This window comes from Paraclostridium tenue, assembly GCF_039521565.1.
Taxonomy (GTDB): domain Bacteria; phylum Bacillota; class Clostridia; order Peptostreptococcales; family Peptostreptococcaceae; genus Paraclostridium; species Paraclostridium tenue.
Genome location: NZ_BAAACP010000018.1, coordinates 1 through 19,151 on the forward strand (window position 1 = coordinate 1; position 19,151 = coordinate 19,151).

The following is a 19,151-nucleotide window of genomic DNA, read 5'->3' on the forward strand; positions in this document are numbered from 1 at the left end:
ATAAAGAAAAGATTCTTGAGAGTGAAAAAATAGAAATAGATCTTCATTAAAATCCAATTAGTATCTTTAAAGACTAGTTATATATGTTTAATGCCCTTATAATCCAAATAAATGGATTTTAAGGGCAATTTCACTAGATATCTTTAAATATGTTTTTAGAAACTAATTAAAAAGCACTCCTAGGAGTGCCTTTATTTATTCTAATGCCAATTTATTTTTTGATTTAAAATAAATTCTAAAGCATATATCTTCAATTAATGCGTAAACACCACTAGTTATAAAATATAAACCTAATGCAACTGGAGTTCTTGCAGTTAATATAAAACTCATAACTACTGTCATTATAGCCATATGTTTATTAAGTGCTACTTGAGAACTCGTCTTAAAATAAGGTATATAGCTTATTAAACTTGGTGCTAACATTATTAACGTATATATACAAGGTATTATAAATAAATTATCAGACATGCTTAAGTTATTTATCCAAGGGACTATATAACTAGAAAAATTCTGTGGCATACTTGAAAAAGTTCTATAAAGTGCAAATACTATTGGCATTTGAAGTAGTAAAGTAGAACAACCCAACATACTTTTCATGCTCTCGGTTGCATGTAATTGCATCTGTTTTTCAAGTTCCTTAGGATTATTTTTATATTTTTCCTTTAATTTACTCATCTTATTAGCCATGTCTTGTTGTTTTCTCATAGAGAATTTTTGTTTCATAGATAACGGCATAAGTATTAATTTAACCATTAATGTTACAACAACTATTGCAACTCCTAAATCTCCTGTAAAACTAAATAATATACTTAATAAATCTTGTAATATACTTGAAATGAAATTCATTTTATTCTCTCCTTTTAATTATAATTTAATATTTTGGATTAAGAAAATTTCATTTCAAATTAAAATAGACTACAATACCTCCAAATATCATATTTCTGAAATACAAAATACTGTTTTGGTATTAAATTATAAAGATATCCTAGTCTATTATAAAAAACAGTTTTTATAAAAGTATCATTAATTTTAGAACATAAAGATTCTTTACAGAAGTAAACTAGAGAGCCAATTATGGAAATTAAAAATGCCACATAGATTAATATATAAATTATATTATCTATATCAGGTCTCATTATTTCACCTCACAATTAATTTACTTACAGTAAATAATACTATAATTATATAAAAATATCCATTCAAATACTTTTATAATTCCAATTAATCCTAAAATTTTACTTTAAGGGCTTTTTTGCCACTATACTTTAAACAAGTTTTAAAGTGTAATTTATTCTATTTTTAATAGGTAAATATAATTAAAGATATTCTCATTCTATGAGGTATTATTTATTCAACTCTATTTTTATGGCTTTATCTTTTAATAATTCAACATCATTTACATAAGAAACAGAAATTTTGCTTATACTTTTAATTTTTTTCTCATCATGTTTATATCCATTTAAATTAATAGTTTCAGTATATTTTCCAGTTTTTCTATCAACGTATGTATCTTTTAATCCACAAAACTCTACTTCATTTCCATCTTTATCGAAATAATCTAAACAAATCTCATTGTCTACAAGTCCTTCTTTATAATAAGTGAATTCTACTTTATCACCTGTTATCTTGAAACTGTCTATCTTTATCTTTCCAACTTCACTTGTTTTAAATATCAAAGGAAGCCTATTTATGCTCTTTGGTTCAGACATTTTATCTTCTGCAAAACGTATATATTCTTGCGGGATAACTTGTAAATATTTTGTATTACTATCTGCACCTATAAACTCAAATGAGTTTGTTGCAATTCCAGTTTTTTCATCTGGACCATAACTTCCATTATCTATTTGATTTAGAATTTTACCTTTATCATCCATAAGTGCAAATCCAGATAAAAGTTCATTTGATTTATTTGAATCCTTTAATTCACTAGTTTGAAGAAGTATCTTATTTCCTAATGGAGAAATTATAACTTCTTTTATATCATAATTAGTTTCTCCTATTGTAAATTTTTTATTAACCTTATAAACATGACTATCTACGTTAGTTTTAGATTTATCTAAATTAGTAGCTATATTCCAGTTACCATCTGTATTAAAAATATTATCTGTCTTTAATTCTACCTTATCATTTGCTTTTATATCTATACCACTCATATCAAATCTATAAATACCTTCTAATTTATTACTTCCTACATACTTAGACTCTGATTCTGGATTACTGTATGAATTGACTTCTTTTCCATTTATATATAAATCAATAGATGGATGAGAAAAGAAAGGATTTTCATCTACCTTATAATTTTCCTTTATATTTTTATCTGTTTTTATAGTATAAAATACAGTCATACAACTTTCATCATAAGATATGCTATTTACTTTAAATTCTATACCCTTATCTTTAACAAATAAATTTAAACTCTTAGAGGTCTTCTCTAGTTCATGTTTATCACCTTTAAACCTAGAATCTTTATTGTTATCAAAATACTTTACTATATTTTTCACTATAGGTATAGAGTCTGCTAGTGAAGGATTTATAACACCCATCACTCCACCTCCAACAACTAATGTTGCTATTGATGCAACCATTACATTTCTGTACTTTCTTATATTCTTTTGCTTTCTTCCTTTTGATATAGCATTCTTAGTTATATCATCTATATTATCTGGTATTTTTATATCATCATATTTACTCATATGCTTCCTCCTTCAACAAATCATATAACTTTTTCTTTCCTCGTCTTATATATGACTTTACTGTATTTTCATTACAATCCATTATTTTAGATATTTGACTTACTGTTAAATCCTGAAAATATTGTAGTATTATAGGTGTTTTATACTTTTCCTCTAATACATCTATTGCATCATATAAATCTATTTTTTCCTCTATACTTGAATATTCTATCTCCCCTATGTAATCTTCTACTTCCACATCTTTAAACTTATTTACGTGTCTATTTTTCATATTAACATTATTTATAAGTATTCTCGTTATCCAAGTTTTAAAATAACTTGAATCTTTGAGTTTATCTATATTTAAATAGCTCTTATACACTGTTTCTTGATAAATGTCTAATGCATCGTGCTCATTTTTTGTATAAATAAATGCCATTTTATAAAGGTATTCTTTATATATATTTATAAGCTCTTCAAAAGCTTGATCTGAACCTTTTTTAGCATCCCTTACTAAATCTATTTCTTCTGTTGATTTATTTTTTTTACTAAAAAGCCTCACTCTTTTTAGTACTATATTTTCTGTCATATTGTCCTCCCTATAATCATGATTACGCATATTAGATTCAGTAAATATTCATTTAGTTGCATATTTTTACAATTTTTTTAATTTATATTGAATATTTAACTACAAAAAACTAAAAAAGCTATCCTCAAATGTGAGAATAACTTTATATTTTCATAAATCTTTTTCTTTTAATTAACTTCTAATATCCGCATGATATTATCTTATAATCTCCATCTTTGTTCTTGACTAAAGTATATTTTAGGTAATTTATACCTGACTTGTCAGGTTTATCATCAAATAAATATTTAACTTTATATTTAACATCCAGAGATTTACCATCTTTAAAATAAATATATTTTCCATTTTTCAATCTACCTTCAACAGTTTTAAATGGAACTTCTTCTGAATCTATGTACTTAATATATATCATATCATAAGGCTCTTCAGCCTCACCGTCAAAACCTATATAACTGTAATCATAACCATCCATTTTAAATATACACTCATTTATAAGATCTTTATCTTTTGTATTCATTGCATTTATATATACTTCAATAACAGATTTGGCGTCTTTTTTCCAATCTACAGGTAAATTTTCCTTATCAAAACTTTTATATTTTACCTTAAAAAATATAAACCCAGCTAAAAATATAAAACATATTAAAAAAAGCTTTGTTCTATTTTTCATAAAATACCTCTCTCATTATTATCCTCCTTTACTGACTTTTATATTATAGCAAATATATAAATTTACTTTTTAAATTTGGATTAAACTATGTAATTTATGGACTAAACTTTATATATTTTACATAAAGTTAAAACCAGTAAATGTATTTTTTGAGTATAATTAAAAATTTTATATTTTAATCCAAAATAAATATATCTTAATCCAATTTCTACTTTTTTTAAAATTTAAATGTTAAACTAATTATTACTTTTAAATTTTATAGGAGGTATCTCTATGAAAAATCTATCTAAAAATTTTAGATCAAATCTAGGAATACTAGGATTTGTATGAATAGATTTATACTTAATTGCTTCTTCTAACAGTAATATGGAATTTATATTATGTTCTATTTCCCTAGTTATTTTTATTAGGCTTCTATTTGTTTCTAAAAATAAATCTAATTAATTTATATTAGTCTTAAAATTTCATTTTAGATACTAGTTACATATAAGGGAGGTTAATAAATGAAAAAACACATAATAAATATTTTAATTTTAATTATATATGGAACTCCTTTTGTATTTATATCAATGTATTTGGATTATACACAAAGGTCAATGTTAGGATATTTTGTTATGATTTCAGCCTATATATTTTTATCATGTATACATAAACTTAATAATAACAAATATATTATTTTTTTAGGTAATTTCATATCATTTTTATTATCATTTTTATTATCTAATAAAATAACAAGTGGTGGTTGGGGTGGATATTTTAAACCATTTTGTCCTAGTGATTTTGTAATTTTTATAACTATATTAAGCATATTACTACAATTATTTTTAAAGAACTTAGTAAGTAAAAAACTTAGTAAATAAAATGATTAGATTTAGAATAAATTCCCTTTAGAGGATACTGTTATAAAATAAAATCAAAGCCCTTAAAATCCAAATAAATGGATTTTAAGGGCTTTTTTACTACATGTCTTTAAACAAGTTTTTAAGGATTAGTTATTAATCCACATTCAACATATAGTTTTTTTATGCAATCATCCTTGTATTCCATATATTTAATTATGTCATTAGGAAATAATCTTGCTCCTTGCTCTTTAACTTCACTATATTTTTTTACAGCTTTAGGATTTTGTCTTAAATATTCTCTAAATATTATGTGTCTCTTTAACTCCTGAGAACTCTTTGGGCAAACATATATATGATGAACCATCAGATGCTTTTTTCCACTATATTTAAATGCTTCCCTATCTTTAATTCCTAAATCACCTTCATGTTTATAACCTATTTGTTCCAATTTATTAACTATAATTTTAAAATTATCATAATTATCAATAACGATATCTATATCTATTATCGGTTTTGCAGATAATCCTTCCACTGAAGTACTTCCAACATGTTCTATTGAAACTATTTCGCCATCTAATACTTTCATCAATTCTTTTTTTATTTTCTGAAATTCATTATCCCAATTTTTATCATAAGCTACCACAGTAATTTTTTCTGTTTTCATTTGCAAATCTCCCCCCATTTCATCATCTAAGTTTATTATAATACTACTTACTATATTTTAAATTTAGATTTAGGGAATAGTCATAAATAAAAAGGGTGTATATATTGAAATTACTTAATTTCAATATATACACCCTTTTTATAATCATTATATTTTAAAAAATTTATTTTTTAAAAGTTTAGCTAAAACAAATAAAATTTAATTAAATCAACCATTTACTTTATTTGTATGAAGTTTTTTCCAATTTTGACACCTGTTACTTTATATAAGTCGTAAATATAGAGTAACACATGAAACATTAAACAGGACAAACTAAAAGAGATACATATCTAAAATTAGATATGTATCTCTTTTGTAGTTTTGTTAAAAATCTAGAATTTTATTAAGTTTTTATAATACAGTATAATTTAAACTACTGTCAATTAACCAGCCTTTTTCTGACGTATAATAGCTCTGATATAACTTTCAGACATACTATACTTACTAGCTAATTCTTTTATATTAAATCCATTAAACTCATTAAAAATCTCTCTATCACGAGATTCTTTATATATCATCTTTTTAGTAGGAAAGTACACAGATCTTCCTCCAAACTCTTCAAATAGCCATTTAACTTTTTCAATACCTAATCTATTAGCTATATTCTCAAATTGTGGAGGTAAGTCACTTATTTTTAAATCCATTAAATATCCTCCTATAAATTACTTTATATTGGATATTCTACAAATAATTTAAATAACCTACTTTAAAACATAATAAATATTATTTTAGGATATTTATTTCTTTTTTTGTTTCTTTGACTTCTTTTTGTATTTTTCCTCATAAGCCATTAGAGCCTCTTCATTTAATTCAACTGAAGCAAACATCTTACTTACTATATCCTCTAATACTTCTGATACTGTCATATTATTTTCATAAGAAAAAGACTTAACCTTATCTGCAACCTCTTTTTTAAGCTTAATTCCAAGCATTACTTTTTCTTCTTTTGCTTTAGGTTTATTTATTAAATCCAATACATTTATTTCATTGTTTTTTGGTTCAATAAACTCTTGTCCTGTTGATTTTTCATCTATTTTTTGCTTTATATTTAGTAAACTACTTTTCTTGTTTAACATTGGATTTTCAATGTTCATACCTTACCTCCAATTATTAAATAAAGATTTAATCTATTTTAAATATATTTTTAATACTAATTAAATATTAATTAAATAATCATTAAATAATCATTAAATACTTATTAAATAGTTATTATTCTATCTTCTATGTATTCATTAATTAAATCAGTCATCTCATTAGCTATATCTGTTTTTATCTTTCTTTCTTTAACATTTACATACTCACTTATTGCTTCATTGTATAATATTGAATTTTCATAATGAACTGATTTTCTCATTGTTTGTTTAAAAGTATTTCCTAAAATTCCTTTTTCAGTTGCACACTCAAGCCACATTCTAATTTTATTATTTTCTTGTTTTTCAAACTTAGTTATAACTGGTTTTCTTATATCGTCTTTGTCAACTCTAAGTGCCTTTTTTATATCTCCATAAGTTTTTAATAATAAATCATATCCTGTTAAAGTACTATAACAACCATAATTTATTATTGGAATTATATCTGTACAACATATAAATACATTTGTATTTAAAACTGATATGGCAGGATTTAAATCAAATACTACTAAATCATATTCTGATAAAACATCTATATTTTTATCCTCTGTTAAATAGTTTAATAACGTATATTCTTTTCCTGGCTTTGTATTAAGTATTAATTCAAGCGTAACCATATCTATATTGCTTGCTATTATATCTAAATTTTTAAACTTCTCTAATGGAGATTTTATAATTAATTTACTAATCTCAACATCATTTTCAAGTCCATCTTTTAAAGTATATATATCAGATTGAATTACTTCTTCACCTAATAAAAAAACTGATGCATTAGATTGAGGATCTGCATCTATAAATAGTACTTTTTTATCAGGATAATTTGTGCAAAATTGATGTATAAAATTTAAATTTAAACAAGTCTTAGAACTTCCGCCTTTAAAACTCATATGTGTTAGAATTGTTTGATTTTTAGCCAATTTCCTTACTCCTTTTTTAGATTAAATTTAGATTTAATCTTTATTTAATAACTATTTTACTATATTTTTAATACTTTTTAAATACTTGTTTAATCTTTATTTAATAATTATTTAAAAAGTATTAAATAAAGCTACATAATCTATAAATTAAATATGTAGCTCCTCTATTTTATAAGTCATAATACACTTTTCATTTGTCATATTTAAAACATTCAAGACAAGTTTTCAAATACTTCTAAATATGTCTAAATAGTTAAATAATACATTAAATAAAAATAAGAAAGATTATTTTATATTCTAATCTTTCTTATTTTTATAGCATCCTAATATTAATTATAGACATTAAAGATTTTCATTTTTATTTAATACAAAGTATACTTTTTCAGTTTATAGTATATAAATAAGAAATTTAATATAACATCTACAAATGGCAACCTAATTTATTAAAAAAATTTTTGTTTTTTAATAAATTTACAGTTTATAGCACAAACTTAAAGTAATATTTTTAATAGATTTAAAAAATATTTACAATATAAATTGAATAAAGCTTTGTATTTCAAGTGTTCATGGTATAATAAGAAGAAAAAAAGTCAAATAAATGCCAATTTATTTGACATTTTAGATATAATAAAACTATAAATTTATAAAACGATAAGGAGGAAATTAATAAAAATGAGTAAAAATTTTATAAATATGTTACTAGAAACAAAGGATCTTAAAAACTCCTTATATAGCATTTTAAAACATAGCTTTTTATACCACTCAAATAAAATAGAAGGAAGTACATTTACAACAGAGGCCTTAGCACTTTTATTAGATAAAAATGTAGTTACAGGAAAACACACTTTAGATGATGTTCAAGAAACAGTAAACTCAAGTTACGTATTTGATAGAATAATAGAAACTTTAGGAAAGAAAATTGATGACCAATTTTTAAAAGACCTTCATGCAAGACTTATGTTTAACACTACAATGCATCAAAGAGGCTATGCAGGAATATACAAAACAATTCCTAATATGATAATCGGTACTAAAGCAAAAATAGCACAACCATTTGAAGTTCAATCAAAATTAGATGAATTACTTGAATGGTACTATAGTTTAGAAAATGTAACATTAGCAGATATAGCAGCATTTCATCATAGATTTGAACTTATTCATCCATTTCAAGATGGTAATGGACGTATAGGAAGATTTCTTATGCTAAAACAAATGCTTGAAAATAATCTACCTATAAAAATAGTATCTTGGGATAGTGAAGATTTATATAGAGAAAGTCTAAATTTATGTGATGTAGACTACTATGAGCCATTAACAAAATACTTAGAAAGTCTACCAGACTTTAGAGAAGAATATAAACAACTTTGGGATTTTGAATAATTTTTAAAATGAAAAAAGTAGTAAGTTACCTTAGAATATCTAGTGCATCACAAATTGACAATACCTCTATAGAAATGCAACATGAAAAAATAGAGCTTTACTGCAAGTTAAACAATATAGAGTTAGTAAATACCTATATTGATGAAGGTTTATCGGCAAAGGATTCAAACAGACCTTCTTATAATAAAATGATTGAATTTGTATCCAACAAAGAAAATGAAATAGATGCAATCATAGTTTACAAAGCAGATAGAATTCATAGAAGCCTTAAAAATCTAATGATAATGGTTGATTATCTACAAGAAATAGATATTGGGTTTATATCAATAACTGAACAATTTAATACAAATACAGCTCAAGGACTTTTGTTTCTTCAAATGATAGGCAGTTTCTCAGAATTTGAAAGAAAACTAATTTCTGAAAGAACTCACTCGGGAAGAGTTTCTAAAGGAAATAAAAACTTATTCCCTGGTGGTAGGATTCCTCTTGGCTATAATTTAATAGATAATGACATTTTATCAATAAATGATAATGAGGCTAAAATAGTAAAAAATATATTTAAACTTAGAAGTAAGGGGCTTTCCTATGAAAAAATAGGGCTTAAATATAACTTCACAAAGCAACGTGTAGCATATATTCTTTCTAACCCAATATATATCGGAAAATATGTTTATGATGGAAAAGTAGAAAAAAATAAAATTAACTTGCAAGTCCCACCTATAGTTAGTCGCTATATTTGGAATAAGGTTAATTCAAAAGGTAATTAAATATGTTTTATTAAAGATAATTTAGATAAAATATATTTGTAAGCTATATTATTACATTATGCTTATAAATATATTACAATTAACTTACAAGCATATTTTTGTATACTTACAAAATGTAAGCTACTAAAAAGCTTTCTATAAGCTTATTGTAAGCAACCTGTAACTTTTAATAGGGGTGATTGATTTGAATAAGGATGATTTTAATAAACTAGATATAAATAAACAAATAGATTATTTAAATACTCAGTTAAAAAAAGGAATTTCTTTAACTGTACTTTGTAAAAATATTGGAATTGCAAGAAGTACAGTAGGGGGAAGAGCAAAAAAACAAGGTTTTATATTTGATAAGGAAATAAACCAATATATATTAGAAAATGAAAATTCTAACGGACGAGCTTACAATAAGCTTACTGTAAGCGATATGCTTACAAATGAAAAATCTGATTCAAAGTTTGAAAGTAAAGTTGAATCCAAAAGTGAGAAAACAACACCTGTAAGCAATAATCTTACAAGCAGTAATAATGAAAATACTAGTCTTATGTTAAGTTCGTCTGACTCTGATAATCTTAGCTATTTACTTAAAAATATAGATATATTAAAAAACTTTATAGAAAACAGTAAGAGATCTTCTTCTCCTAATGAAGTTAATAGTTTAGAAGATATAATAAATGATATTTATAAGTTTAAGCAAGAAAAGAGAAATTATAAGGTTAAAAGTTTAAGAATTGATACTGACATATTAAATGATTTTGAATCTATTGCTAATGATTTATCTAGTAAGGGTATTAATCAGCAAGAGTTTTTAAACTTTATATTAAAATCATATATAGACTTTTATAAAAAAATAAAATAAAAACTAATAAACTATATAAATAGTAATTAAATTTCCATTTAACAACTATAGTTATATAGTTTTAGAAAAAATGCCATTAGAATTCATATATAATGAACTCTAATGGCATTTTTTCTATATATCCCCCCATTACTCTTGAAACTTAGGAGCCTTGTAAATATTCATACACCCACATATAATAATAATTAAACACGCAATTGAATTTATAATTGAACATATATCATCAAAAAATACAAAGCACTCTGATAATATAGAAACTATACCATTTACACAAAGTGTAATACCTAATATTATATTTGTTTTGAAGTTAAATTTTAAATATCCTTCTTTATCTTTAATCTTTTCAACTTTAACCATATTATTTTTAATTAAATTTATATCCTTACTTTTCTTTAATAAAAATGCTAAATACACAAATCTTATTCCTAATAAAATAAATACAATTCCTAAAATTAATCTAAACATATTATCCCTCCAATTCTTTTAATACAAGAATACTACACTTTATTAAAATTTTGGATAAATATGGACTAACATCTATAAATTATGGATTAAAACCTAATTAGATTCAAAATAAATTTTAGAATATAGACAATTTTTTAATATTTCACTCCAAAATAAATCTATTTTAATCCATTTTTAAGATTTTTCTAAATTTATAAATTAAAATAATATTCTATATTAAAATGGAGGTAATCATAATGACTAATAAATTGGTTAAATTAACTAGAATTTCATTTGGGATAATAGCAATATTAACGCTTTTATTAATTTTAATTTGTATTTCTGATAATAAAGAACTTATTCAAAAATTTTGTCCTGTATACGGTATAATCCTTATATTATTTTTAATTTCTTTACCCATACTAGTTTTTATTAAGCTAAAAAGTTTGCCTATGGAAGATTCCCAAAATAGGATTACTGGATTTATAAAATTTTTTATAGGCTCTTTCATATTATTGAGTTTATTATCAATAATTTTCAAACATCATAGTCATGATATGTTTAACAGTATAGTAATATCTTTAAGTTCGTCATTTGGACTTAATTTTCTTGATTTATTAATTTTTAAAAATAACTAAATCAAAATACATAAAAAAATGCCTTTAAAATCTATATACATGGGTTTTAGAGGCATTTTTACTTTATATCTTTAAATGTGTTTTTGGAGTAGAATATAAGTATCAATATAAGAAAGGATGTTTTTTGATGAGTATTAGAATTAAAAGATGTTTTTTTTCATTAATATTAATTTGTGCAAGTATAGTAAGTTTTGTAACTCAATCACCAGATGGATTTCATTATTCCATTGCTATAATATGTGTTCCATTGGGTTTATTGTTTTTACTTAGATTAATTTTACCTGAAATAACAATCTTTAATGAAACATCTAATGCCTATAATTCCTTATCATCTGTTGAAAAAATCGGATCATTCATAAATCTATTATTAATTGGGATTTGGGTAATTGCACAGATTTTTTGCTCGGTGTAATTTTAAAAGTTTTAAAATTTACTATTTTACTCCAAATTATAGTCATTTTAGTCCAATTTTAAAGTTGTTTTAATTTTATATGTTAAAATAACTTAAGTTTATTTAAAATATATGAGATGAAAGTAACTTCACTCATACCAATTCTACTATTTTTTAATGTAATAATTTTTAAAAATATTTTAACAGCTAATATAATAATCTCTCTAGTTATAGTAATAATTTCTAGTAAGTTATTACTATAAAAAATACTACTACATAATATTTAATTTTTACTTTAAAAAATAGTATTTATTAAGGCAATTAGAATTTATTTATTGTAATTCTAATTGCCTTTTTACTAGATACTTATAAATATCATTTTTTAATATAACTAATACAATCATATTTGTGATTTTGTTCTTTAACTTAATATATATTTCTAAAGGAGGAGATTAATAAATGAAATATACAAAAAAACTACCTATGACAGATAAAAAGTTAAGTAATCAATTGTTAAATGAAGGCTGGAAAAAAATTAAAGAACCTTCAAATCTAACGTTAACTACCCTAATATCTATACCATTTATGTTTTTTTCTGCATTTATATTTTTCGGACTAATTTTTTATATAAATCCAAGTTTAAAAGATGTTTTTAATATTAGAGATAGTATAAGTTTTACTATACAATTTAATTTAAAAACATTAATGGTTTTAACTGGAATATATTTATTTACGTTATTACATGAAATTATTCATGCAATATTTATTCCTAATGCATTAAACTCAAACAAAGTTTATTTTGGCATACGAGCATTATATGGTTTTGTTTATACAACTGAAAAGATTTCAAAATGTAGATTTATAATTATATCTATCATGCCTTTTGTTTTATTATCAATAGTTCTACCAATTTTACTTAATTCATTTGGACTTATGAACAAATATACTATTTTCTTATGTTTAATGAATGCTTTAGGATCATGTGTTGACTTGTTGAACACTTGCTTAATATTAGTACAAGTTCCTAGAAAATCTTACATTATAAACAATGGATTTGAAACTTATTTCAAGTAACTTTAAATCCTAAATTTTAACTTTAGAATTTTTTTACTGGAATACTTAATTATGGGAGAATTTTATATGAAAAAAAATACTTTAATTTTAATTATATCTTTATCTATACTTTTAATAATAGGTCTTTTGTTAATAAAGGTTATTCTACCCCATTCTCGTTCACATCATCAGACTTTTACAAAATCAACAGACTTAAGTAATGAAAATATTGAAGGCTTATATTTAAATGATAATATTAATAGCAAAAAAATAGTATCTAAATACGGTGAAATATCTAAACCTAGTCAAGATAATAATCAGTATAATTACTATTATTTAACAAAAAATATTGAAATAGCAACTAATAAAAATGATTCTAAGATAATTAGATTTTGTGTAGATGATGAAAACTTAAAAACTGAAAAGGGAGTAAGCATTGGGGATAGTAAAGAAAAAGCAATAAGTTTATATGGAAAAAATTATTATACTCGCATAGAGCAAGGTGTTGAAATTATTGGATATGTAGACAAAGAAAAAGATTGTTCTATCGAGTTTTGGCTAAATGAAAAAGGTATTTTTTATATTAGTTTTGATTACAACTATATAAATTAAGTTAAATTTATATTATAGTAAAGTTAATGCCAGTAAAATCTATTTAAGTAAATTTTACTGGCATTTTTACTCTATATCTTAAATTAGTGAATCTTTTAGATTATATCACTCCAAAAATAGTACCGATTTTTATTAAACTAGCAATACCTATTAATATACCTAAAATTAAATTGCCCTTCTTTTTTTTATCATAAAAATATTCTGCAATACTTTTACTACATGCACCTATTAAAATAACAATAATAAAGTAATCTGGATTTACAACAAAATGCCCTTTGAAATACTTTGTTATATAACAGATTAATGTTAGTAAAGCAAATACTCCAATCACAACATTATAAGCATTACTTTCACTATATTTTTGAATTTTTAATTCTCTTTCATCACTATTTTTATTTTCTTCAAGAATTTCTTTCATTTTTGCTTCTCCTTTGAAAAGTTTTCTTTATATTATAAGTTGTTAATAAGTAAATTTTTTACTCTTTTTCTCAATTACAACTGATTCTATAAGAATTAATGCAAAAACTACACAGAATAATATTATTAATATATTCATTGATAAATTTAAATAATATTTATCTAATAAAACAAATACTTCAAAAGCAATTAAAGACAATCCACTAAAAAAATATGTTTTAGAATATAAATTTATATATCCCTCTTTATCTTTGATTCTTTTAGGACAGCACCATATATATTTTTCTATATTTTTAGTTTGCTTTAATTTATGACTACGGTTAAAAAACCAAATAGCTATTAATATAGTTAAAATTGACATTTATATTCACTTCCTTTCTAAAGCTATTAAATTTTCACTATCTATTGATTTAAAGATATCACAATTTATTTAAATATTTTTCATTTTTGCCTAAAACCTCTAAATTTGGGACTAAGATTTAAATTATTGCTAGAATTTTGATTTAAGGAGTAGCATATTTAGAAAATAATATATGATTTTTATATTAGCCTTTAATCTATTCTAAAAATTAAATATCTCTTTTAAAATCTAGATATCTACTACCCTGAAATTTCAAAACTCCTATATCATCTTTTACAATCATACCAAATTCTTTTCCTGAAACACTAAACTCCATTCGATCCTTACTTTCAACCTCAAATGTAATATAGTAATTAGTAGATGAACTTCCACTATGATATATTCCATTTGCATCAGTACTGCCAGCATGTCTTATAACTTTACTTCTTTTAGATACAACTTTGCATTTTACATCTAATATAGGTTGTTTATTATTATAAGACCATTGATTAATACCTTTGATAGCATTAATTATAATTGTACCTAAAATAAGAAAAAAGATTATAAAAAACATGAATGTAAACAAGTCAAACGGTGGACCACCATAATACATATCCATAATACATATCCATAATAAATACCCCTCATTTCGAATATATTTTTAAAGTGTAATTTACGATAATTGTAAGTTATAAAGTTGTAGATATGGTTACAAATGGGATACATTTTCATTATTTCAGCCCAAAATTAATCCATTTTATTCCATATATGATTTTTTTTAAAATTTCATATGTTAAAATATTTTTTGTATAGAAGATATACAAAAAACATTTTCAGTTATTCCGATTTTTTGAGGTGATAAAATGAGTATCTTCAAGTTAATTATATTAATTTTTTCTATTTTACTAAGTATCTATAATGTATATTCTCTTTATAAAAATGAGAGAAAATAATATATATATTTACTTAACTAATGTTGTTAAACAGAGATAAATGTAAGAAACAGTGACGTTTTCGATACACTTGTTGATGTGGTAAATTAATAATAAATAACTATATCTTAAAATTTAACTTATGGGCTAGTTATGTATTATTAATAAAGTTAATGCCCCTAGAGTCCTAATAAATAGATTCTAAGGGCATTAACTTTATCATCCTATAGTCCTATAATTAAAAATAACCCATATTACATAAAAAAATCCCAAAATAATAAATCCTAATGTAAAATATAATATCATTTTAACATCCTCTTTTTTTATATTATATTTCATAATTATAACCTTTCTGAACTACTTGTTTTTGCTAAGTAACTTTAAATAAGTTTTCAAGTATAGTTTACCATATTTATTGATACATCAAATAATATATACTACACTTTATCTCAAATTAATAATTGGGGTGTTTCTATGGAAAATATAAATGAGGTTTTAAAGTTTTACGATGCAGGAGCTGAAAAAGGACGACTAGAAAGAGGCTTAGGAATAATTGAATTTTACAGAACCAAAGAAATATTAAAAAAATATATAACTACCAACAACAATACTATATATGATATTGGTGGTGGAATAGGTGTATACTCTTCATGGTTATCTGAAATGAAAAATGATGTTCATTTATTAGATATAGCACCTTCATCTATAAAGTACGCATTAGAAAATCAAAGTGAATCGAACACTTTTATAGCTGAAGTTTGTGATGCTAGAAATATTAATAGAACTGATGAAAGTGCTGATATTGTATTGCTTATGGGACCACTTTATCATCTTCAAGATATTAATGACAGATTAAGAGTATTAAGTGAATGTTATAGAGTATTAAAAAAAGGTGGACTGTTATTTTCTGTTGGTATTTCTAAATTTAGTACAACAACATGGTCAATATCAACTTATGGAAGTAAAAATGAGTTTTTAAACGAAAATATATTTATGGATATGTTAAAAAAAGAGCTAACAACTGGTAATCACATTAGACCTAAAGAATATCCATATTTAATTACACAAGCTTATTTTCATAATCCTTTGGAATTACAAAATGAAATAGAATTAGCTGGATTTAAAACTATAAACAAACACGCCATAGAGGGAATAATTTGGTTTACTCCAGATTTAAATGAAAAGTGGGAAAATGAAACAAGTAGAAATCGACTTTTAAATATATTAAACCTTACTGAAAATGAAGAAAGCATCATGGGAATGAGTCCTCATTTTATGGTAGTATCACAAAAATAGTTATAATAAGTCCTAAAACTTTACTTTAGCCTCTTATCATTTTGTGTTTTATAATTCTAATAATGAGTTTGCAATTATAGTTATAAAGATTTTTATTGTACTAAGACTATTTGAGCATCTTAATAATAAGAAACTTAAAGATAATCGTATTTCTAATAAATTGCATAATAAAAGCTACCGTGCTTAATAATTTGTATTCAACTGTAAAATAAATATATATTAAAAAAGCTATAGACTTAAATCTATGGCTTTTTTAATCATAAAAACCATTTATAACTTTAGATACAGTACAAACACTCCATTTAGTTATTTTACTAATTTCTCTATAAGTATATTTTTGCAGACTATGTAAGTCTTTAATCTTTTCGATATCTATATTAGATATTTTTTTAGTTCTTGGCTTTAATTTAGGATTATATTCTTGTAATTCCTTTTTTAATTTATTAATTTCAATTAAAGACTCTTTATAAGACTTTTGCCATTCAGAAAGTAGGTCTTCTTGTTTTTGATTTTCTTTTTTTAATTTTTTAAGTTCTTTTTCTAAATTAGAAATTTTAATTTCCAATCTAGTATTTTCAAAATGTAAATCTTCAAGCTTTTTTTTATTCGGTAAATTTATCATACATATTCCTCCATTAACAAGCTACTTAACAACAAGTGTAGTAGATATATAATAAAAAAAGCAAGCAATTAAGTAAATAAGCATAATAAATTAGCTTTAATTTATTGTTAAATAGCTTATTAACAAATTTTTAGTTATATGTGATTAAAAATATAAGGCTTTTTAGTTTAATAATTAGTATAAAAAAGAGAAAGAAGAACCTAGTTAAAACTAGATTCTTCTTTCCCTTTTTGTTCTTTTCTAAGTTTGTTAATTAAGAATAAATTAAAAATTATAATTGCTGATATTAAAATATCTGTTTTAACTAGATTTGAAGTATCTATATGATATAAATACAACAAACCTATAACTAAGTTTAATAAAAAAAGTTTATTCATTATCCCCCTACTAGTACAATCCCCTTTAACTTAATATTCTATTTCTAAACATAGAATAACATATTTTTCATATTTATTAAATAAAAAAACTCTTAGCCTAAACTAAGAGTTTTAAAACTGGCGGGAATAACAGGGCTCGAACCTGTGACCCATTGATTAACAGTCAATTGCTCTACCTACTGAGCCATATTCCCATATATTTTAGATAGGGTAGAAGTTCTTCGTCTGTCCCTTACAGTTATTATTGTAACCAGTTTATTTGATTTTATTAGTATTTTTTAAAAAATTATTTAATTATTATAAAATATTTATAAATATTCTGTAATATACAAAACGGACTTATGTTAATTAATAAAATCCTTCTTTAATTAACTGCTTTGTGCACTTTTCTTTTTCTAATTTATCTTTATCATCTACCTTTAAATCCATCTGTGGTTTCATTGTATAAATGATCACAGAATTTCATCATTTGCATAAAAAAATCCCCTCTATAATTTAGTAAATAAACACTAAAAATAAGGAGATATTCAAAAACTACATAAATTAATTCTTTAAATGAATTTTAACATAAAATGCTGTTTTTACAAGGTGTGTGTAATTTTAAATAAAGATTAAATGTATATTTAATATCTATTTAAAAAATATTTAATATACATTTAATATATTTTAAATAGTACATATAATTTTTGATGTTATTTGGATGTTTTTACAACTAAATTATATATGCATCTACAAATCCTTTCTCTTTAGCTAGTTTAACTTGATTCATAGCATTATTTTTATCTTTATATGCACCAATACAAACTTTATACAAAGTATCATTTGTAGGTAATTCTAATTCAAGTAACTTTATTAAATTATTTTTAATTGCTAAAGCTATAGCTTTGATATTATCACTAACCTTTAAATCTTTTTCTGCATCTATATTAGATATAAAATCCACTTCAATTAAAGATGCTGACATCTTAGTATTTTTTAAAACTGAAAGTTCTTTACTTAATTTAACTCCCCTATTTTTAGTATTAAAAATCTTTGAAATATCTTCACATACTCCACTAGAAAACTTATTTAATTTATCACTTTCATTTGAATATTGCCAAATTTCAACGCCTCTAACACTCTTGTTTTTACTTGAATTAATATGAATAGATAAAAAATAATCTGCTTTAAAATCATTTGCAATTTTTACTCTTTCATTAAGTGAAATATGTCTATTTGATAACCTAGTAAATTTAAAATCTAAATCATAACTTTTTAGTAATTCATTAAGAACCTTTCCTATAGCTAAAACTATATCTGCTTCATGAGTTTTGTTTTGTCCAACTGCTCCTGGATCACTTCCTCCATGACCTAAATCAATAACTAATCTTTTCATAAAATCCCCTTTCTACTTATCCCTCAATTTGTATTTGTAAGTTAATTATAAATTTTAGAAAGTGCTTTTTTTAATAAAAAGATAAAATACCTTAATTTTGTAAATAAAAAATTGAAAAAAATAATTTTTCTATA

Annotated in this window: 23 protein-coding genes and 1 tRNA gene; 8 read left to right on the forward strand and 16 right to left on the reverse strand. The window is 23.3% G+C overall.

Features of this window, described 5'->3' with window-relative positions; genetic code table 11:
* Positions 1–195: 195 nt before the first annotated feature.
* From ABFX13_RS12165 to ABFX13_RS12180, 4 genes are all read right to left on the reverse strand, one after another.
* Positions 196–846, reverse strand: a complete 651-nt coding sequence (locus tag ABFX13_RS12165; protein ID WP_346046394.1) for a YidC/Oxa1 family membrane protein insertase — start codon at positions 844–846, stop codon at positions 196–198.
* Between the two features lie 497 nt (positions 847–1,343).
* Positions 1,344–2,693 carry a DUF4179 domain-containing protein gene (locus ABFX13_RS12170; RefSeq protein WP_346046396.1) on the reverse strand — a complete coding sequence of 450 codons (1,350 nt, stop codon included), beginning with the start codon at positions 2,691–2,693 and terminating at the stop codon, positions 1,344–1,346.
* Complete coding sequence (locus ABFX13_RS12175) at positions 2,686–3,261, reverse strand: sigma-70 family RNA polymerase sigma factor (RefSeq protein ID WP_346046398.1); 576 nt, start codon at positions 3,259–3,261, stop codon at positions 2,686–2,688. Before ABFX13_RS12175 ends, ABFX13_RS12170 begins: the two co-directional genes overlap by 8 nt.
* Before the next feature lie 178 nt (positions 3,262–3,439).
* Positions 3,440–3,928: a DUF4829 domain-containing protein gene (locus ABFX13_RS12180; RefSeq protein ID WP_346046400.1), complete on the reverse strand. Its 489-nt coding sequence runs from the start codon at positions 3,926–3,928 to the stop codon at positions 3,440–3,442.
* A gap of 503 nt (positions 3,929–4,431) precedes the next feature.
* Between ABFX13_RS12180 and ABFX13_RS12185 the strand changes: the two genes are divergently transcribed.
* Complete coding sequence (locus ABFX13_RS12185) at positions 4,432–4,788, forward strand: hypothetical protein (RefSeq protein ID WP_346046402.1); 357 nt, start codon at positions 4,432–4,434, stop codon at positions 4,786–4,788.
* 121 nt (positions 4,789–4,909) lie between these two features.
* Here ABFX13_RS12185 and ABFX13_RS12190 read toward each other — a convergent pair whose 3' ends face one another.
* The 4 genes from ABFX13_RS12190 to ABFX13_RS12205 all read right to left on the reverse strand — a co-directional run bounded on the left by ABFX13_RS12190 (position 4,910) and on the right by ABFX13_RS12205 (position 7,520).
* Positions 4,910–5,434, reverse strand: a complete 525-nt coding sequence (locus ABFX13_RS12190; RefSeq protein ID WP_346046404.1) for a GrpB family protein — start codon at positions 5,432–5,434, stop codon at positions 4,910–4,912.
* Between the two features lie 422 nt (positions 5,435–5,856).
* Positions 5,857–6,117 (reverse strand): Mor transcription activator family protein, encoded by a 261-nt coding sequence (locus ABFX13_RS12195; RefSeq protein WP_346046406.1) that lies wholly within the window; start codon positions 6,115–6,117, stop codon positions 5,857–5,859.
* A gap of 93 nt (positions 6,118–6,210) precedes the next feature.
* Positions 6,211–6,567, reverse strand: a complete 357-nt coding sequence (locus ABFX13_RS12200) for a hypothetical protein (RefSeq protein WP_147547964.1) — start codon at positions 6,565–6,567, stop codon at positions 6,211–6,213.
* A 104-nt stretch (positions 6,568–6,671) separates the two neighbouring features.
* Positions 6,672–7,520, reverse strand: coding sequence for a ParA family protein (locus ABFX13_RS12205; RefSeq protein WP_346046408.1), 849 nt, complete (start codon positions 7,518–7,520; stop codon positions 6,672–6,674).
* A gap of 672 nt (positions 7,521–8,192) precedes the next feature.
* Between ABFX13_RS12205 and ABFX13_RS12210 the strand changes: the two genes are divergently transcribed.
* The 3 genes from ABFX13_RS12210 (at position 8,193) to ABFX13_RS12220 (ending at position 10,520) form a co-directional block, all read left to right on the forward strand.
* Positions 8,193–8,900, forward strand: coding sequence for a Fic family protein (locus tag ABFX13_RS12210; RefSeq protein ID WP_147547961.1), 708 nt, complete (start codon positions 8,193–8,195; stop codon positions 8,898–8,900).
* 8 nt (positions 8,901–8,908) lie between these two features.
* Complete coding sequence (locus ABFX13_RS12215) at positions 8,909–9,667, forward strand: recombinase family protein (RefSeq protein WP_346046410.1); 759 nt, start codon at positions 8,909–8,911, stop codon at positions 9,665–9,667.
* Positions 9,668–9,851: 184 nt separating this feature from the next.
* Positions 9,852–10,520, forward strand: coding sequence for a hypothetical protein (locus ABFX13_RS12220; protein WP_346046412.1), 669 nt, complete (start codon positions 9,852–9,854; stop codon positions 10,518–10,520).
* A 129-nt stretch (positions 10,521–10,649) separates the two neighbouring features.
* Here ABFX13_RS12220 and ABFX13_RS12225 read toward each other — a convergent pair whose 3' ends face one another.
* Positions 10,650–10,985 (reverse strand): hypothetical protein, encoded by a 336-nt coding sequence (locus tag ABFX13_RS12225; protein ID WP_346046414.1) that lies wholly within the window; start codon positions 10,983–10,985, stop codon positions 10,650–10,652.
* Positions 10,986–11,221: 236 nt separating this feature from the next.
* On the opposite strand from ABFX13_RS12225, the gene ABFX13_RS12230 reads away from it, so the two are divergent.
* The 3 genes from ABFX13_RS12230 to ABFX13_RS12240 all read left to right on the forward strand — a co-directional run bounded on the left by ABFX13_RS12230 (position 11,222) and on the right by ABFX13_RS12240 (position 13,658).
* Positions 11,222–11,602 (forward strand): hypothetical protein, encoded by a 381-nt coding sequence (locus tag ABFX13_RS12230; RefSeq protein ID WP_346046416.1) that lies wholly within the window; start codon positions 11,222–11,224, stop codon positions 11,600–11,602.
* An 850-nt stretch (positions 11,603–12,452) separates the two neighbouring features.
* Complete coding sequence (locus ABFX13_RS12235) at positions 12,453–13,067, forward strand: DUF3267 domain-containing protein (RefSeq protein WP_346046418.1); 615 nt, start codon at positions 12,453–12,455, stop codon at positions 13,065–13,067.
* Between the two features lie 66 nt (positions 13,068–13,133).
* The gene (locus ABFX13_RS12240) at positions 13,134–13,658 is read left to right on the forward strand and encodes a hypothetical protein (protein ID WP_346046420.1); all 525 of its coding nucleotides are present in this window, start codon (positions 13,134–13,136) and stop codon (positions 13,656–13,658) included.
* 100 nt (positions 13,659–13,758) lie between these two features.
* Here the strand turns inward: ABFX13_RS12240 and ABFX13_RS12245 are convergent, their stop codons facing one another.
* From ABFX13_RS12245 to ABFX13_RS12255, 3 genes are all read right to left on the reverse strand, one after another.
* Complete coding sequence (locus ABFX13_RS12245; protein WP_346046422.1) at positions 13,759–14,076, reverse strand: DUF6442 family protein; 318 nt, start codon at positions 14,074–14,076, stop codon at positions 13,759–13,761.
* Between the two features lie 42 nt (positions 14,077–14,118).
* Positions 14,119–14,436 carry a hypothetical protein gene (locus ABFX13_RS12250; protein WP_346046424.1) on the reverse strand — a complete coding sequence of 106 codons (318 nt, stop codon included), beginning with the start codon at positions 14,434–14,436 and terminating at the stop codon, positions 14,119–14,121.
* A 208-nt stretch (positions 14,437–14,644) separates the two neighbouring features.
* The gene (locus ABFX13_RS12255) at positions 14,645–15,034 is read right to left on the reverse strand and encodes a DUF2500 domain-containing protein (RefSeq protein WP_346046426.1); all 390 of its coding nucleotides are present in this window, start codon (positions 15,032–15,034) and stop codon (positions 14,645–14,647) included.
* Positions 15,035–15,821: 787 nt separating this feature from the next.
* On the opposite strand from ABFX13_RS12255, the gene ABFX13_RS12260 reads away from it, so the two are divergent.
* Complete coding sequence (locus ABFX13_RS12260) at positions 15,822–16,643, forward strand: class I SAM-dependent methyltransferase (protein ID WP_346046428.1); 822 nt, start codon at positions 15,822–15,824, stop codon at positions 16,641–16,643.
* Between the two features lie 253 nt (positions 16,644–16,896).
* On the opposite strand, the gene ABFX13_RS12265 is transcribed toward ABFX13_RS12260, so the two are convergent.
* The 4 genes from ABFX13_RS12265 to ABFX13_RS12280 all read right to left on the reverse strand — a co-directional run bounded on the left by ABFX13_RS12265 (position 16,897) and on the right by ABFX13_RS12280 (position 19,017).
* Complete coding sequence (locus tag ABFX13_RS12265; RefSeq protein WP_346046430.1) at positions 16,897–17,265, reverse strand: hypothetical protein; 369 nt, start codon at positions 17,263–17,265, stop codon at positions 16,897–16,899.
* A gap of 200 nt (positions 17,266–17,465) precedes the next feature.
* Positions 17,466–17,642 (reverse strand): hypothetical protein, encoded by a 177-nt coding sequence (locus ABFX13_RS12270; RefSeq protein ID WP_346046432.1) that lies wholly within the window; start codon positions 17,640–17,642, stop codon positions 17,466–17,468.
* A 118-nt stretch (positions 17,643–17,760) separates the two neighbouring features.
* A tRNA-Asn gene (locus ABFX13_RS12275) sits at positions 17,761–17,836 on the reverse strand.
* A gap of 518 nt (positions 17,837–18,354) precedes the next feature.
* Positions 18,355–19,017: an N-acetylmuramoyl-L-alanine amidase family protein gene (locus tag ABFX13_RS12280; RefSeq protein WP_346046434.1), complete on the reverse strand. Its 663-nt coding sequence runs from the start codon at positions 19,015–19,017 to the stop codon at positions 18,355–18,357.
* Positions 19,018–19,151: the final 134 nt, after the last annotated feature.

Coding starts and splice junctions, on each gene's coding strand:
- ABFX13_RS12165 (WP_346046394.1), bottom strand. CDS start 846: ATGAATTTCATTTCAAGTATATTACAAGATTTATTAAGTATATTATTT.
- ABFX13_RS12170 (WP_346046396.1), bottom strand. CDS start 2,693: ATGAGTAAATATGATGATATAAAAATACCAGATAATATAGATGATATA.
- ABFX13_RS12175 (WP_346046398.1), bottom strand. CDS start 3,261: ATGACAGAAAATATAGTACTAAAAAGAGTGAGGCTTTTTAGTAAAAAA.
- ABFX13_RS12180 (WP_346046400.1), bottom strand. CDS start 3,928: ATGAAAAATAGAACAAAGCTTTTTTTAATATGTTTTATATTTTTAGCT.
- ABFX13_RS12185 (WP_346046402.1), top strand. CDS start 4,432: ATGAAAAAACACATAATAAATATTTTAATTTTAATTATATATGGAACT.
- ABFX13_RS12190 (WP_346046404.1), bottom strand. CDS start 5,434: ATGAAAACAGAAAAAATTACTGTGGTAGCTTATGATAAAAATTGGGAT.
- ABFX13_RS12195 (WP_346046406.1), bottom strand. CDS start 6,117: ATGGATTTAAAAATAAGTGACTTACCTCCACAATTTGAGAATATAGCT.
- ABFX13_RS12200 (WP_147547964.1), bottom strand. CDS start 6,567: ATGAACATTGAAAATCCAATGTTAAACAAGAAAAGTAGTTTACTAAAT.
- ABFX13_RS12210 (WP_147547961.1), top strand. CDS start 8,193: ATGAGTAAAAATTTTATAAATATGTTACTAGAAACAAAGGATCTTAAA.
- ABFX13_RS12215 (WP_346046410.1), top strand. CDS start 8,909: ATGAAAAAAGTAGTAAGTTACCTTAGAATATCTAGTGCATCACAAATT.
- ABFX13_RS12225 (WP_346046414.1), bottom strand. CDS start 10,985: ATGTTTAGATTAATTTTAGGAATTGTATTTATTTTATTAGGAATAAGA.
- ABFX13_RS12230 (WP_346046416.1), top strand. CDS start 11,222: ATGACTAATAAATTGGTTAAATTAACTAGAATTTCATTTGGGATAATA.
- ABFX13_RS12235 (WP_346046418.1), top strand. CDS start 12,453: ATGAAATATACAAAAAAACTACCTATGACAGATAAAAAGTTAAGTAAT.
- ABFX13_RS12240 (WP_346046420.1), top strand. CDS start 13,134: ATGAAAAAAAATACTTTAATTTTAATTATATCTTTATCTATACTTTTA.
- ABFX13_RS12245 (WP_346046422.1), bottom strand. CDS start 14,076: ATGAAAGAAATTCTTGAAGAAAATAAAAATAGTGATGAAAGAGAATTA.
- ABFX13_RS12250 (WP_346046424.1), bottom strand. CDS start 14,436: ATGTCAATTTTAACTATATTAATAGCTATTTGGTTTTTTAACCGTAGT.
- ABFX13_RS12255 (WP_346046426.1), bottom strand. CDS start 15,034: ATGGATATGTATTATGGTGGTCCACCGTTTGACTTGTTTACATTCATG.
- ABFX13_RS12260 (WP_346046428.1), top strand. CDS start 15,822: ATGGAAAATATAAATGAGGTTTTAAAGTTTTACGATGCAGGAGCTGAA.
- ABFX13_RS12265 (WP_346046430.1), bottom strand. CDS start 17,265: ATGATAAATTTACCGAATAAAAAAAAGCTTGAAGATTTACATTTTGAA.
- ABFX13_RS12270 (WP_346046432.1), bottom strand. CDS start 17,642: ATGAATAAACTTTTTTTATTAAACTTAGTTATAGGTTTGTTGTATTTA.
- ABFX13_RS12280 (WP_346046434.1), bottom strand. CDS start 19,017: ATGAAAAGATTAGTTATTGATTTAGGTCATGGAGGAAGTGATCCAGGA.